11 protein-coding genes are annotated in these 13,650 nt (G+C 70.6%); 4 read left to right on the top strand and 7 right to left on the bottom strand.

Translation table 11 applies throughout. From position 1 onward, the window contains the following. Nucleotides 1-305: 305 nt before the first annotated feature. On the bottom strand, nucleotides 306-2,336 hold the full coding sequence (locus ACFWHU_RS09070; RefSeq protein WP_387224480.1) for a protein kinase: 2,031 nt from the start codon (nucleotides 2,334-2,336) through the stop codon (nucleotides 306-308). 317 nt (nucleotides 2,337-2,653) lie between these two features. Next, nucleotides 2,654-4,360, bottom strand: a complete 1,707-nt coding sequence (locus tag ACFWHU_RS09065; protein ID WP_385791500.1) for a glycerol-3-phosphate dehydrogenase/oxidase — start codon at nucleotides 4,358-4,360, stop codon at nucleotides 2,654-2,656. Nucleotides 4,361-4,617: 257 nt separating this feature from the next. Here ACFWHU_RS09065 and ACFWHU_RS09060 point away from each other — a divergent pair, with 257 nt between their 5' ends. Next, entirely contained in the window at nucleotides 4,618-5,880 is a 1,263-nt protein-coding gene (locus ACFWHU_RS09060; RefSeq protein ID WP_385791502.1) for a nucleotide sugar dehydrogenase, read from the top strand. A gap of 138 nt (nucleotides 5,881-6,018) precedes the next feature. Continuing rightward, nucleotides 6,019-6,507 carry a hypothetical protein gene (locus tag ACFWHU_RS09055; RefSeq protein ID WP_385791504.1) on the top strand — a complete coding sequence of 163 codons (489 nt, stop codon included), beginning with the start codon at nucleotides 6,019-6,021 and terminating at the stop codon, nucleotides 6,505-6,507. A gap of 127 nt (nucleotides 6,508-6,634) precedes the next feature. Here the strand turns inward: ACFWHU_RS09055 and ACFWHU_RS09050 are convergent, their stop codons facing one another. The 4 genes from ACFWHU_RS09050 to ACFWHU_RS09035 form a co-directional block, all read right to left on the bottom strand. Further along, complete coding sequence (locus tag ACFWHU_RS09050; RefSeq protein WP_069625261.1) at nucleotides 6,635-7,759, bottom strand: GuaB3 family IMP dehydrogenase-related protein; 1,125 nt, start codon at nucleotides 7,757-7,759, stop codon at nucleotides 6,635-6,637. 92 nt (nucleotides 7,760-7,851) lie between these two features. Next, nucleotides 7,852-9,354, bottom strand: a complete 1,503-nt coding sequence (gene guaB, locus ACFWHU_RS09045) for an IMP dehydrogenase (RefSeq protein ID WP_381794866.1) — start codon at nucleotides 9,352-9,354, stop codon at nucleotides 7,852-7,854. A gap of 126 nt (nucleotides 9,355-9,480) precedes the next feature. Beyond that, nucleotides 9,481-10,056 (bottom strand): sigma-70 family RNA polymerase sigma factor, encoded by a 576-nt coding sequence (locus ACFWHU_RS09040; protein ID WP_385791507.1) that lies wholly within the window; start codon nucleotides 10,054-10,056, stop codon nucleotides 9,481-9,483. A 303-nt stretch (nucleotides 10,057-10,359) separates the two neighbouring features. After that, on the bottom strand, nucleotides 10,360-10,971 hold the full coding sequence (locus ACFWHU_RS09035) for a response regulator transcription factor (RefSeq protein WP_003948568.1): 612 nt from the start codon (nucleotides 10,969-10,971) through the stop codon (nucleotides 10,360-10,362). Between the two features lie 464 nt (nucleotides 10,972-11,435). On the opposite strand from ACFWHU_RS09035, the gene ACFWHU_RS09030 reads away from it, so the two are divergent. Next, nucleotides 11,436-11,759, top strand: coding sequence for a WhiB family transcriptional regulator (locus tag ACFWHU_RS09030; protein ID WP_069625260.1), 324 nt, complete (start codon nucleotides 11,436-11,438; stop codon nucleotides 11,757-11,759). A gap of 108 nt (nucleotides 11,760-11,867) precedes the next feature. Here the strand turns inward: ACFWHU_RS09030 and ACFWHU_RS09025 are convergent, their stop codons facing one another. Beyond that, nucleotides 11,868-12,764, bottom strand: a complete 897-nt coding sequence (locus ACFWHU_RS09025) for a LysR family transcriptional regulator (protein ID WP_385791509.1) — start codon at nucleotides 12,762-12,764, stop codon at nucleotides 11,868-11,870. Between the two features lie 93 nt (nucleotides 12,765-12,857). On the opposite strand from ACFWHU_RS09025, the gene ACFWHU_RS09020 reads away from it, so the two are divergent. Beyond that, nucleotides 12,858-13,559, top strand: coding sequence for an MOSC domain-containing protein (locus tag ACFWHU_RS09020; RefSeq protein WP_387224479.1), 702 nt, complete (start codon nucleotides 12,858-12,860; stop codon nucleotides 13,557-13,559). Nucleotides 13,560-13,650: the final 91 nt, after the last annotated feature.

The following is a 13,650-nucleotide window of genomic DNA, read 5'->3' as shown; positions in this document are numbered from 1 at the left end:
GGTCCTCGGAGACCTCGCGAAACCGCCAATTCCGGTCGTTTACCGGCCCATTGTGACTGCGTACGGTCCGCGAGTTCTCACGATACGTGGCCGCACACAAATATGCCGCCGGGTCAGGGCAACACAGGTCCTAACCTTCCCGGCAACCCGGGCCCGTACGCCCCGATGCCCCGGGCCGGTACCGGCCACGCCCCGTTCCGGGTCATGACGCGGGCCGTCTCACAGAGAGTCGCATCAATCACCGGAACGGGTTGTACCGCCCACGAGTTCTCGCCACCGCGACATGTTCACGCCGCGAGCCGCTGTCAGTCAGTCGGCTTGAAAGTGCTGTACGCCGTCTCACGGAGCGTCCGGCACTCGTCGTCGTCCCACTCGCTCGCCTTGCAGGTGATCATGATCGCGTAGCCATGGGTGGCGTCGACCTTGAAGCCGCGATTCAGCACCCGCACCCGCTCGCCGCCCTGATCGCGTTCGAATCCCCAGTCGGCGACGGTGGGATAGCCGTTGAACTCGACGGACTTGATGCCGAGGCGCTTGTAATTGCCGAGGCTGCCCTTTATCTGCGCTTCGAGCTGCTCCCAGGCGCGCTTCGCGTCGTTGGTCGGCTTGGCGTTGAAGTCCACCTGGATACGGGGGAATTCACCGTCCTCGCTGTAGATGCCGCCCGAACTCTCCCCGGCCGTACCGGTGCGCTTGAAGTCCTCGGGCATCGCCATGGAGAAGTGGAACTGCTTGTCCGTGACCGTCTTGAAGTCCTCGGGGACGCCCTTGCCGTCCGAACCGGAGCCGGAGTCCGAGTCGCCGGAGCCCGGTCCCGAGTTGTCCGTACCGGGTTCGTCGTCGGCCGACCGGCCGTCCGACGGCTTGTCGCCACCGCCGTCCTTGGCCGAATCCTGCTGCTCGTCCTTGCCCGACGTGTCGCCTGTGCCGCTCTTCGCGTCGTCACCGGCGGTGGCGCCGGCCGACGTGGCGGTGTCGTCCTTGCCCGCGTCTCCCTTGGCCCCGCCGTCCGAGTCGCCGTTGAGGGCGACGATCAGGACGACGGAGAGGATCGCCAGCGCGACGACCGCCGCGATGATCATCATCGTGCGGCGCGGGACGACATCGGTGAGCGACGCCCGTGTGGTCGTGGTCCCGGCCGTGCCGGTGGCCGGTGCCGGCGCGGCGCCCGAGTCGGACCGCGACGTGGCGGCGGCCGAACCGGCGGCGCCCGCCCCAACTCCCGCACCGGCGACAGGCGCCTTGCCCGTCTTCGGCCCGGCAGCGGACGCACCGGACGCACCCGAAGCACCCGCGACGCCGACACTCCCGGCGCCCTTCCTGGTCCGGCCCTTCGACCGGGGCGCGGGCTCCGGGGGAAGCGGCGGCAGCGCCACCACCCGCGTCGCGTCGGCCGCCGGCTCCGGCAGTTCGGAGGGGTCGGGGGTGTCGATGACGTCCTGGAGCAGCGCCCGTGCGCCCGCGTCGTCGAGCCGCAGCGCCGGGTCCTTGGCCAGCAGGCCGTAGATGACCTCTTCCAGCGCGCCCGCGTTCTTCGGCGGGTCGAGCGGTTCGGTCATGACGGCGGTGAGGGTCGCGATGGCCGACCCCTTGTCGTACGGCGGGCAGCCCTCGACCGACGCGTAGATCAGCCCGCCCAGCGACCACAGGTCGGCGGCGGGGCCGGGCTTCTTGCCGCGGGCACGCTCCGGCGAGATGTACGACGGGGCGCCGACGAGCATGCCGGTCGAGGTGACCGAAGGGTCGCCCTCCACCTGGGCGATGCCGAAGTCGGTGAGGACGACGCGTCCGTCCTCGGCGATCAGCACGTTGGACGGCTTCACGTCGCGGTGCAGGATGCCCTCGCGGTGCGCGGAGCGCAGCACGTCGAGGACCGCGAGCGCGACCTCGGCGGCGCGCTTCGGAGTCAGGATCCCGTCCTCGCGGACGACCTCGGCGAGGGACTTGCCCTCGATGAGCTCCATGACGATCCACGGCCGGTCGTCCTCGTCGACGACGTCGTAGACGGTGACGGCCCCGTTGTTACGGATCCGGGCGATCGCCTTGGCCTCGCGCAGCGTGCGCGTGATCAGTCGGCGCTTCTCGTCCTCGTCGATGCTGGTGGGGAAGCGCAGCTCCTTGACGGCGACCGTACGGCCCAGCGTCTCGTCGACGGCCCGCCAGACCGTGCCCATTCCGCCGCGGCCGAGCACCTCGCCGAGCCGGTACCGTCCCGCGAGGAGGCGCCCCTCGGTGCTCCCGTCGGCCCCGCTCCCGGTGTCGTCCGTGCTGTCCGCACCGTCAGCGCCGTTCTGGGGCTTTCGCACCGTGTCCCGTGACTGCTCCGCCTCCGCCATGCGTCCCCTCTGCGATCCCTGGTGTCCGCCCGCGCCTGACGCCTGCCCGCGCTCGGCGCGGTAACGCGCCCTGACAGAGCCTTCATTGTCCCTCACTCCGGCGCATGCGATGGTCCCGGGTCCGCCATCCGTCGGGAGAAGGGCCCACGCGGGGCGCGGCCGGGGGCCGTTGGACCGGGTACGGGGGATCGCGCCGCTGGTCATGCCCCTGTTCGGGGCCCGAACAGGGGCGCCCGACGCGATCCCCTGAAGGATCGCATCGGGCGTCCCAGCCGCCTCACATCACCTCAAACGCCCCTCAGGGACGGTCCCGCACCTCACAGAGGCACGATGTCCGGCGCCCCGAGCCGCGCCGCGTCCGCCGTCAGGTCGTCCGGCTGGCGCTGCGACTCGCGCTCCGCCTCCACCCGCTTGCGATAGTGCTCGACCTCCTTCTCGATCTGCTCCTTGTCCCAGCCGAGCACCGGCGCCATCAGCTCCGCGCACTCGCGCGCGCTGCGCGTCCCGCGGTCGAACGTCTCGATCGAGATCCGCGTCCGCCTCGTCAGGACGTCGTCGAGATGGCGCGCCCCCTCGTGCGACGCCGCGTACACGACCTCGGCCCGCAGATAGTCCTCGGCCGCGCCCAGCGGCTCGCCGAGCCCGGGGTCGGCCGCGATGAGCTCCAGCAGCTCCTCGACCATCGCCCCGTACCGGTTGAGCAGATGCTCCACGCGCACCACATGGAGTCCGGTCCGCGCGGCGATCCCCGCCCGCGCGTTCCACAGGGCGCGGTAGCCCTCGGCGCCGAGCAGCGGGGTGTCCTCCGTCACGCAGGCGGCCACCCGCTGGTCCAGTCCGTGCACCGCCTCGTCCACCGCGTCCTTGGCCATGACCCGGTACGTCGTGTACTTGCCGCCCGCCACGACGACCATGCCCGGCACCGGGTGCGCGACCGTGTGCTCGCGCGACAGCTTGCTCGTCGCGTCGGACTCGCCGGCCAGCAGCGGGCGCAGCCCGGCGTACACCCCCTCCACGTCGTCACGCGTCAGCGGTACGGAGAGGACCGAGTTGACGTGTTCGAGGAGATAGTCGATGTCCGCGCTGGAGGCCGCCGGGTGCGCCTTGTCGAGGTCCCAGTCGGTGTCGGTGGTGCCGACGATCCAGTGCCTGCCCCAGGGGATGACGAAGAGCACCGACTTCTCGGTCCGCAGGATCAGTCCGGTCGAGGAGTGGATGCGGTCCTTGGGGACGACCAGATGGATGCCCTTGGACGCCCGGACGTGGAACTGTCCGCGCTCGCCTATCAGCGCCTGGGTGTCGTCCGTCCACACGCCTGTCGCGTTGACGATCTGCTTCGCCCGGATCTCGTACTCACCGCCGCCGTCCACGTCCCGCACGCGGGCTCCGACGACCCGCTCGCCCTCCCGCAGGAAGCCGACCACACGGGCCCTGCTGGCGACATGGGCCCCGTAGCTCGCCGCCGTACGCACCAAAGTGGCCACGTAGCGCGCGTCGTCCATCTGCGCGTCGTAGTACTGCAACGCGCCGACCAGGGCGTCCTTCTTGAGCGCGGGCGCGACGCGCAGCGCGTGCCGGCGGGAGAGGTGCCGGTGCGTCGGCAGGCCCCGGCCGTGGCCCGACGAGAACGACATCGCGTCGTACAGCGCGACGCCCGATCCCGCGTAGAGCCGCTCCCAACCCTTGTGCTGCAACGGATAGAGGAACGGCACCGGCTTCACCAGATGCGGGGCCAGCCGCTCCAGCAGCAGTCCGCGCTCCTTGAGCGCCTCCCTGACGAGCCCGAAGTCGAGCATCTCCAGATAGCGCAGTCCGCCGTGGATCAGCTTGCTCGACCGGCTCGATGTGCCCGAAGCCCAGTCGCGCGCCTCCACGAGCCCGGTCGCGAGCCCGCGGGTCACGGCGTCGAGCGCGGTCCCGGCGCCGACCACACCCGCGCCCACGACCAACACGTCCAGTTCACGCTCGGCCATCCCTGCCAGAGCCGTGGCGCGCTCCTCCGGTCCCAGTGTCGCTGTCCTCACCGCTACCTCCCGTCGCCCCCCGTGTTGTTCGGGCTCTTCGATTCTGTCCGGACTCACCGACTTCAGCCACCGGCTGTGGACAACGCCGGCTGAAGATCGGATCAGGCCCAAGAAATTCGCCGATATGCCCCGCCATGTCAGGCCATGCAATGACGCATATCGGTCATATTTACGCCTAGTCTGACATTGCGCTCGCTCGTTCTGTCCACACGGGTTGCGCTCCTTGTCTCCTCCGGTTATGGGAAAGGACGGCCCACATGCCCGCAGACCTCGCCGTCATCGGACTCGGCCATCTCGGCCTGCCCCTCGCCCAGGCCGCCGTGGCCGCCGGCATCGAGACCATCGGCTACGACACCGATCCACGCCCCGTCGCCGAACTGGCCGCGGGCCGTACCCCCGTCGACGGCTCACTCACCCCCTCCGACGTCCGCCGCATGCTCTCCGGCGGCTTCCGGCCCACCACCGACCCGACCGAGCTCGGCCGGGTCCGTACCGCCGTCATCTGCGCGCCCACCCCGCTCGGACCCGACCGCACGCTCGACCTCAGCGCCGTCGGCGAGGCCGCGCGCGCCCTGGCCGCCCGGCTGCGCCCGCACACCACCGTGCTGCTCGAATCACCGGCGGGCCCCGGCACCACGGAGGGGTTCCTGCGCACCATCCTGGAAGAGGGCTCGGGCCTGCGCGCCGGACGCGACTTCCACCTGGCCTACTCCCCCGGCCGCCTCGACCCCGGCCGCCGGACCCACGGCCACGCGAACACCCCCAAGGTGATCGGCGGACTCACCCCCGCCTGCACCGAATCGGCCGCCGCCTTCTACGGACGTCTCACCGACAAGGTCGTCCGCGCGCGCGGACCGCGCGAGGCCGAGACCGTCAAGCTCCTCGAAACCAACTTCAGGCACGTCAACATCGCTCTGGTCAACGAGATGGCCGTGCTCTGCCACGACCTCGGCGTCGACCTCTGGGACGTCATCCGGTGCGCCGAGACCAAGCCGTTCGGCTTCCAGGCCTTCCGCCCCGGCCCCGGCGTCGGCGGCCACGGGGTCCCGATGGACCCCAGCTACCTCCCGCACGCGGGCCGCACACCGGGCCACCCGCTGCGGATGGTCGGTCTCGCCCAGGAGATCAACGGCCGTATGCCGCAGTACGTGATCCAGCGCTGCGCCACGCTCCTCAACGAGCACGGCAAGTCCGCCCGCGGCGCCCGCGTCCTGCTGCTCGGCGTCACCTACAAGCCGGACCACGCCGACCAGGAGAGCTCGCCGGCCACCGAGATCGCCTGCCGGCTGATGGACCTCGGCGCGACCGTCAGCTACCAGGACCCGTACGTCCTCGACTGGCGCGTACGCGATCTGCCGGTCCCGCGCGCCGACTCTCTTTACGAGGCCGCGGCGCAGGCGGATCTGACGGTGCTCCTCCAGCACCACCGCACGTACGACCTCCAAGGTCTCGCCGTGAAGGCGCAGTTGCTGCTCGACACCAGGGGAGCGAGCCCGGCGGGCGCGGCGTACCGTCTCTGAGGCGGTGACGCCCCGGCCCTCCCCCACCGCGTACCCGCCCTCCACCGCCGGGGAATTGCCTACGGCGCTGTCGTAGCGGACTGCTATGGTCCAGGGCGCTCGCACAACGGTGCGAGCTTTCCTTGGGGGATTCTTCACATGAGCCAGTCTGTTCCGCCGCCCGGAAACCCGTTCGCCGGCGGCCCCGTCCCGCCCGGCCCCGGCAACCCGTTCGCCCCGGCCCCGCCGGTCCGCGACAACGTGGGCCTCGGTCTGGCGGCCGCGGCCGGTACCGCGATCGCCGCCGCCGCCATCTACGGCGGAATCGCCGGCGCCATCGAGAGCGAGATCGGTTTCGCCGCCATCGGCGTCGGCTTCGTCATCGGTCTGGTCGCGGGCAAGGTCGGCGGACGCAACCCGATCCTCGCCGTGGTCAGCGCCGTGTTCGCGCTCGCCGCCGTCTACCTGGGCCAGATCTTCGGCATCGCGATCATCGGTGCGGAGGAGCTGGGCCTGTCGACGACGGAGATGCTGTTCGACCACTTCAGCCTGCTGACGGACGCGTGGAACGCGGGCAAGGAGGCGATGACGTTCCTCTTCTTCGCCCTCGCCGCCTTCGCGGCCTTCTCGGGCGCCAAGAAGGCCTGACCCTCAACCAGGGCCTGTCCGGCGGAACTTCGCGGGACAGGCCCTGGGGCATGTCCGCGGGAGGCGCGCCGCCCCGGGACAGGACAGTGCCCCGGACCGCGCACGGTCCGGGGCACCCTCGTCTGCCTCAGCGGCTGTGCTGCGAGTCCGCGACCGTCACCTCGACGCGCTGGAACTCCTTGAGCTCGCTGTAACCGGTCGTCGCCATCGCCCTCTTGAGCGCGCCGAAGAAGTTCATCGAACCGTCCGGGCTGTGCGAGGGGCCGGTCAGGACCTCCTCGGTCGTCCCGACGATGCCCAGGTCCACCAGCTTGCCGCGCGGCACGTCCTCGTGGACGGCCTCCATGCCCCAGTGGTGCCCCTTGCCCGGCGCGTCGCTCGCCCGCGCCAGCGGGGAGCCCATCATCACCGCGTCGGCCCCGCAGGCCACGGCCTTGGGCAGGTCGCCGGACCAGCCGACACCGCCGTCCGCGATCACGTGCACGTACCGGCCGCCGGACTCGTCCATGTAGTCGCGCCGGGCGGCGGCCACGTCGGCGACCGCGGTCGCCATCGGGACCTGGATGCCCAGCACGTTACGGGTGGTGTGCGCGGCCCCGCCGCCGAAGCCCACCAGCACACCGGCGGCGCCGGTGCGCATCAGGTGCAGCGAAGCGGTGTACGTGGCGCAGCCGCCGACGATGACCGGGACGTCCAGCTCGTAGATGAACTGCTTCAGGTTCAGCGGCTCGGCCGCGCCCGAGACGTGCTCGGCGGAGACCGTCGTCCCGCGGATGACGAAGATGTCCACCCCGGCGTCCACGACGGCCTTGGAGAACTGCGCGGTGCGCTGCGGCGAGAGCGCGGCGGCCGTGACCACGCCCGAGTCGCGCACCTCCTTGATGCGCCGCCCGATCAGCTCCTCCTGGATCGGCGCGGCGTAGATCTCCTGGAGCCTGCGGTTGGCGGTCGCCTCGTCCAGCTCGGCGATCTCGTCCAGCAGCGGCTGCGGATCCTCGTAACGGGTCCACAGACCTTCGAGGTTGAGCACACCGAGACCACCGAGCTCGCCGATGCGGATCGCGGTGCTCGGCGAGACCACGGAGTCCATGGGGGCGGCCAGGAACGGCAGCTCGAAGCGGTAGGCGTCGATCTGCCAGGCGATCGAGACCTCCTTCGGGTCGCGGGTGCGCCGGCTGGGGACGACGGCGATGTCGTCGAAGGCGTACGCGCGGCGTCCGCGCTTGCCGCGGCCGATCTCGATCTCAGTCACGATGTGGGGCCTTTCCTCTTGCGTCAGCCGTCCCAGTATCCCCGACACACCGAAGCCGCCGGTGAGTGGCCACCGGCGGCATCGGGAGGGGTTCAGTGCTGGTTGTAGTTCGGTGCCTCGACCGTCATCTGGATGTCGTGCGGGTGGCTCTCCTTGAGACCGGCCGCGGTGATCCGGACGAACCGTCCCTTGCGCTCCATCTCGTCGATGGAGGCCGCGCCCACATAGCCCATCGTCTGCCGCAGCCCACCGATCAGCTGGTGCAGTACGGCGCCGAGCGGGCCCCGGTAGGGCACCTGGCCCTCGATGCCCTCGGGCACGAGCTTGTCGTCCGAGGAGACGTCCGACTGGAAGTAGCGGTCCTTGGAGTACGAGCGGGCCTGGCCACGCGACTGCATCGCGCCGAGCGAGCCCATGCCGCGGTACGACTTGAACTGCTTGCCGTTGATGAACTGGAGCTCGCCCGGGGACTCCTCGCACCCGGCGAGCAGGCTGCCGAGCATGACGGTGCTGGCGCCGGCGGCGAGCGCCTTGCCGATGTCGCCCGAGTACTGGAGGCCGCCGTCGCCGATGACCGGGACCCCGGCGGCGATACAGACGGTCGCCGCCTCGTAGATCGCCGTGACCTGCGGGACGCCGATACCGGCCACCACGCGCGTGGTGCAGATGGAGCCGGGGCCGACACCCACCTTGACGCCGTCGACACCGGCGTCGATGAGCGCCTTGGCGCCGTCACTGGTGGCGATGTTGCCGCCGATGACATCCACGGCGACGCTCGACTTGATCTTGGACATCCAGCTGAGCGCGTTGCTGTTGTGGCCGTGCGAGGTGTCGACGACGAGGAAGTCGACCCCGGCCTCGGCCAGCGCCTGGGCGCGGTCCAGCGCCTCCTGGCTCGCTCCCACGGCGGCGCCGACGAGCAGCCGGCCCTCGGCGTCCTTGGCGGCGTTCGGGTACTTCTCCGCCTTGACGAAGTCCTTGACCGTGATGAGGCCCTTGAGGATGCCCGCGTCGTCGACCAGCGGCAGCTTCTCGATCTTGTGGCGGCGCAGCAGCTCCATGGCGTCCACGCCGGAGATACCGACCTTGCCGGTGACCAGCGGCATCGGCGTCATGACCTCGCGCACCTGGCGCGAGCGGTCCGACTCGAAGGCCATGTCACGGTTGGTGACGATGCCGAGGAGCTTGCCCGAGCGGTCGGTGACCGGGACGCCGCTGATGCGGAACTTGGCGCAGAGCTGGTCCGCCTCGCCGAGCGTGGCGTCCGGGTGGACCGTGATCGGGTCGCTGACCATGCCGGACTCGGAGCGCTTCACGAGGTCGACCTGGTTGGCCTGGTCTGCGATGGAGAGGTTGCGGTGCAGCACACCGACACCGCCCTGGCGGGCCATCGCGATGGCCATGCGCGCCTCGGTGACCTTGTCCATCGCCGCCGAGAGCAGCGGGATGTTCACGCGCACGTTCCGGGAGACCTGGGACGCGGTGTCGACCTGGTTGGGCAGCACCTCCGAGGCGCCCGGCAGCAGCAGCACGTCGTCGTATGTCAGCCCGAGCGTCGCGAACTTCTCGGGCACTCCGTCGACGTTTGCAGTCATGACACCTTCCCCAGATGGCCTTGATCGGTGCGGATGTCCATGCTAACGGGCGCCGCGGGGGTCTCATTCCACGGCCACCATGATCAGGTTGCACGGTCGCCGTGATCAGGTCCCGCAGGCCGCCTTCTACTGCTCGGCCAGCGCCCGCAGTCTGCTGAGCGCGCGGTGCTGTGCGACCCGTACGGCGCCCGGCGACATCCCCAGCATCTGGCCGGTCTCCTCGGCGGTCAGCCCCACGGCGACCCGCAGCACGAGCAGCTCGCGCTGATTGTCCGGGAGGTTGGCGAGGAGCTTCTTCGCCCACTCGGCGTCGCTGCTGAGCAGCGCGCGCTCCTCCGGACCGAGGGAGTCGTCGGGCCGCTCGGGCATCTCGTCCGAGGGCACCGCCGTCGACCCCGGGTGCCGCATGGCGGCCCGCTGGAGATCGGCGACCTTGTGCGCGGCGATGGCGAAGACGAAAGCCTCGAAGGGCCTGCCGGTGTCCTTGTAGCGCGGCAGCGCCATCAGCACGGCGACGCAGACCTCCTGCGCGAGGTCCTCCACGAAGTGCCGGGCGTCACCGGGCAGTCGGTTCAGCCGGGTGCGGCAGTAGCGCAGCGCGAGAGGATGCACATGAGCCAGGAGATCGTGCGTTGCCCGCCCGTCCCCCTCGACGGCACGGTGAACGAGCGCACCGATCACCGTCGTCTCGTCATCGCGCATCGGACCATGGTGCCTCGGCCGCTGCGGATCCGTGGCACCGCGTTCGTAGTTGTGCACCGAAGCGTTATGAGTAGGTGCGGAGGAACCCATCTCCTGCGCCCTCCCCTTCCGCTCGCCCGACTCGTCCCCGAGGAACTCCACAACTCAAGGATGCGGCATCGGGCGGGAAACTGTGGCGTACGGGCACCGATAGCCCTCTCCGCCGCCCCGCCCACCGCACGGCGGACGGGGTTCCGCGACTCTCCGGACGAGCTGTCCGTACCGCTGCGACCAGGCACCTTGGGGCCCGGCCGGCGACAGGACCTAGCGGACCAGGCCCCAGCGGAATCCGAGAGCCACGGCGTGCGCGCGGTCCGAGGCGCCGAGCTTTTTGAACAGCCGGCGGGCGTGCGTCTTGACCGTGTCCTCCGAGAGGAAGAGCTCGCGCCCGATCTCCGCGTTGGACCGGCCGTGGCTCATGCCTTCGAGGACCTGGATCTCGCGCGCCGTGAGCGTGGGCGCGGCGCCCATCTCGGCCGACCTGAGCCGGCGCGGGGCGAGCCGCCACGTCGGGTCGGCGAGCGCCTGGGTGACCGTCGCGCGCAACTCCGCGCGGGACGCGTCCTTGTGCAGATAGCCGCGGGCACCCGCGGCGACCGCGAGCGCGACACCGTCCAGGTCCTCGGCGACGGTGAGCATGATGATCCGGGCGCCCGGATCGGCGGACAGCAGCCGGCGGACGGTCTCGACGCCGCCCAGACCGGGCATGCGTACGTCCATCAGAATCAGGTCCGAGCGGTCGGCGCCCCAGCGGCGGAGGACTTCCTCACCGTTGGCCGCGGTCGTCACGCGCTCGACACCGGGCACGGTCGCAACCGCGCGGCGCAGCGCCTCTCGGGCAAGCGGGGAGTCGTCGCAGACGAGGACGGATGTCATGGCCGCCCTCCGCAGCTGATGCGCGTCACGTTGAGCCTCCAGGCTGAGTACATGTGGTCACCTGTGCGATTGACGCCATCGGACATGTGCCCGATCGCCTGTTCCTTCAACCGCCTCGACCACTCAACGACGGTCACTCGAAAGAGTTACGGGTCCGGAATCGCCTTCGGCACTCTACGTGAGGACGCGCACACAGAGCAGAGCCTCGCAGGTCATGTCTCGATCACTCTGAGCTATGCCCCATTTAGCGCCATTTCTTCCCCTTTTTTGGTGTCTGTGGCTAGATTCGCAATGAGTCATATTTACATCTACTTACACAGGAGATGTACGGTCGTGGGCACGACGTGTTCAGCACGTCGGGCTCGTATCCGGCGCGCCAGGGCGCTCTCAGGCCCTGGGCCTGACCAGGAAGACAGGGCTTAGCGGCCCGTATCCGCCTCCACGGATTCAAGGGGACATGAGCAATGGCAGATTTCTCCCGACTTCCCGGACCGAACGCAGATCTGTGGGACTGGCAGCTCCTCGCCGCCTGTCGTGGCGTCGACAGCTCGCTGTTCTTTCACCCGGAGGGAGAACGGGGCGCGGCACGCAGCGCCCGCGAAACCTCGGCCAAGGAGGTCTGCATGAGATGCCCGGTACGCGCGCAGTGCGCGGCCCACGCCATGGCGGTGCGGGAGCCGTACGGCGTGTGGGGCGGGCTGACGGAGGACGAACGCGAGGAGCTGATGGGGCGCGCACGCACCCGGCTGATCGCGACCTCGGGGGCGAACGGGTCGGGTCGCGCCTGACCCGCGACACAAAACGATGCAGAAACGTTCCTGCACTCCTCGCGGGAGCTTCGCAGGTTCGCAGGACCCTGGCGGATCTCGGCGGGATCGCCGCCGGAAGGGGCCGCGTCAGCGTGACGCGGCCCGCTCCAACTGGTCCAGAGTCGCCGCCACGGCGGGGACCTGCGCCAGATCGGGCAGGGTGAGCGCGACGATGTCGCGCCGGACGGCGGGCTCGACGGTGACCGTACGAGCGCCCTTCGGCAGCACCGACTCCAGGGCCAGCTCCGGCAGGAAGGCGACCCCGAGCCCCGCCCCCACCAGGCCGATCACGGCCGGGTAGTCGTCCGTGGCGAAGTCGATACGAGGGGTGAAGCCGGCCTTCTCGCAGGCGTCCACCAGTTGGTGACGGCAGCGCGGGCAGCCCGCGATCCACGCCTCGTCGGCCAGGTCCCCGATCGCGACGGTGCCGGCCCCGGCCAGCCGGTGGCCCTCGGGGAGCAGTCCCACCAGCCGGTCGGTGAGCAGCGGTCGTACGACCAGGTCGTCCCACTCCTCGGCGCCGCCGGTGGAGTCGTAGCGGAAGGCGAGCGCCAGGTCGCAGTCGCCGTCGCGCAGCATCTCGACGGAGCGGGGCGGTTCGGCGTCGACGAGCGAGACTCGGGTGCCCGGGTGGGCGTCGCGCAGGGCGGCCAGTGCGGTGGGGACCAGGGTGGAGCTGCCGCTGGGGAACGAGACCAGCCGCACCCGCCCGGCGCGCAGGCCCGCGATGGCCGCGACCTCCTCCTCGGCGGCCGTGAGCCCCGACAGGATGCCCGTCGCGTGGCGTACGAGCGCTTCGCCGGCCTGGGTGAGGCGCATCGTGCGGCCGGTTCTGATCAGCAGGGTCGTGCCGACCGACGCTTCGAGGACCTTCATCTGCTGGCTGACGGCCGGCTGGGTGCACCCCAGCTCGCGCGCGGCGGCGGAGAACGAGCCGGTGGCGGCGACGGCACGCAGGACACGGAGGTGACGGGCTTCGATCACGCCTCAAACATAAGGGAAACTTGGAGATATCGAGAAATTAGGGGCGGAACATTTGAGAGGCGCAACGCGGGGGCGGGGGTTAGCGTGCCGGTCATGAAGCTTCTGACCGTGAATGTGGGGCGGCCCGAGGCCGTCGGGTACACGGACGCGCCGGGCGGCGCGACCGGCATCGACAAGAGGCCGGTGGACGGCCCGGTCCTGGTGCGCGATCCCGGCCGGAAGGGCACCGGCGCCAGCGGGGTCGTGGGGGACACGGTCTGCAATCTGCGCCATCACGGTGGCAGCGACCAGGCGGTGTACGCGTACGCGCGGGAGGATCTGGACTTCTGGGAGCGGGAGTTGGGGCGTCCGCTCGCCAACGGCGGCTTCGGCGAGAACCTCACGACGTCGGGGATCGATCTGAACGGGACGAAGATCGGGGAGCGTTGGCGGGTCGGCCCGGATCTGGTGCTGGAGGCGACGAGCGGCCGGATCCCGTGCCGTACGTTCGCGGGCTTTCTCGGTGAGAAGGGCTGGGTCAGGCGGTTCACCCAGCAGGGCGTCACCGGCGCGTACTTCCGGGTCGTCGTGCCCGGCGAGATCCGCGCGGGCGACGCGATCGAGATCGTGCACCGGCCGGACCACGACGTGACGGTGGCGCTCGCCTTCCGGGCGGTGACGACCGAGCGCGAACTGCTGCCACGGGTGCTGGCCGCCGGAGAGGCCCTGCACTACGAGGGGTTGAGGATCGCGCGGGAGTACGTGGCCAAGTACGGCGACGCCCGCGCCGACGCGGACACCGCCGAGGTCGGCTAGGGCCTGTCGTTTGGATCAGGCCGGATCAGGGAGCGCCCGCCGCGCCGGCGGCTGATGTCCGCGTTGGTGCGTGCGAGCGCAAGGCGGAGGA

This window comes from Streptomyces sp. NPDC060366 (assembly GCF_042725135.1).
Lineage (GTDB): Bacteria > Actinomycetota > Actinomycetes > Streptomycetales > Streptomycetaceae > Streptomyces.
Note: the sequence above shows the minus strand (reverse complement) of the source record. Positions and strands in the feature narration are given on the sequence as shown.

Coding starts and splice junctions, on each gene's coding strand:
- ACFWHU_RS09070 (WP_387224480.1), bottom strand. CDS start 2,336: ATGGCGGAGGCGGAGCAGTCACGGGACACGGTGCGAAAGCCCCAGAAC.
- ACFWHU_RS09060 (WP_385791502.1), top strand. CDS start 4,618: ATGCCCGCAGACCTCGCCGTCATCGGACTCGGCCATCTCGGCCTGCCC.
- ACFWHU_RS09055 (WP_385791504.1), top strand. CDS start 6,019: ATGAGCCAGTCTGTTCCGCCGCCCGGAAACCCGTTCGCCGGCGGCCCC.
- guaB (WP_381794866.1), bottom strand. CDS start 9,354: ATGACTGCAAACGTCGACGGAGTGCCCGAGAAGTTCGCGACGCTCGGG.
- ACFWHU_RS09040 (WP_385791507.1), bottom strand. CDS start 10,056: ATGCGCGATGACGAGACGACGGTGATCGGTGCGCTCGTTCACCGTGCC.
- ACFWHU_RS09035 (WP_003948568.1), bottom strand. CDS start 10,971: ATGACATCCGTCCTCGTCTGCGACGACTCCCCGCTTGCCCGAGAGGCG.
- ACFWHU_RS09030 (WP_069625260.1), top strand. CDS start 11,436: ATGGCAGATTTCTCCCGACTTCCCGGACCGAACGCAGATCTGTGGGAC.
- ACFWHU_RS09020 (WP_387224479.1), top strand. CDS start 12,858: ATGAAGCTTCTGACCGTGAATGTGGGGCGGCCCGAGGCCGTCGGGTAC.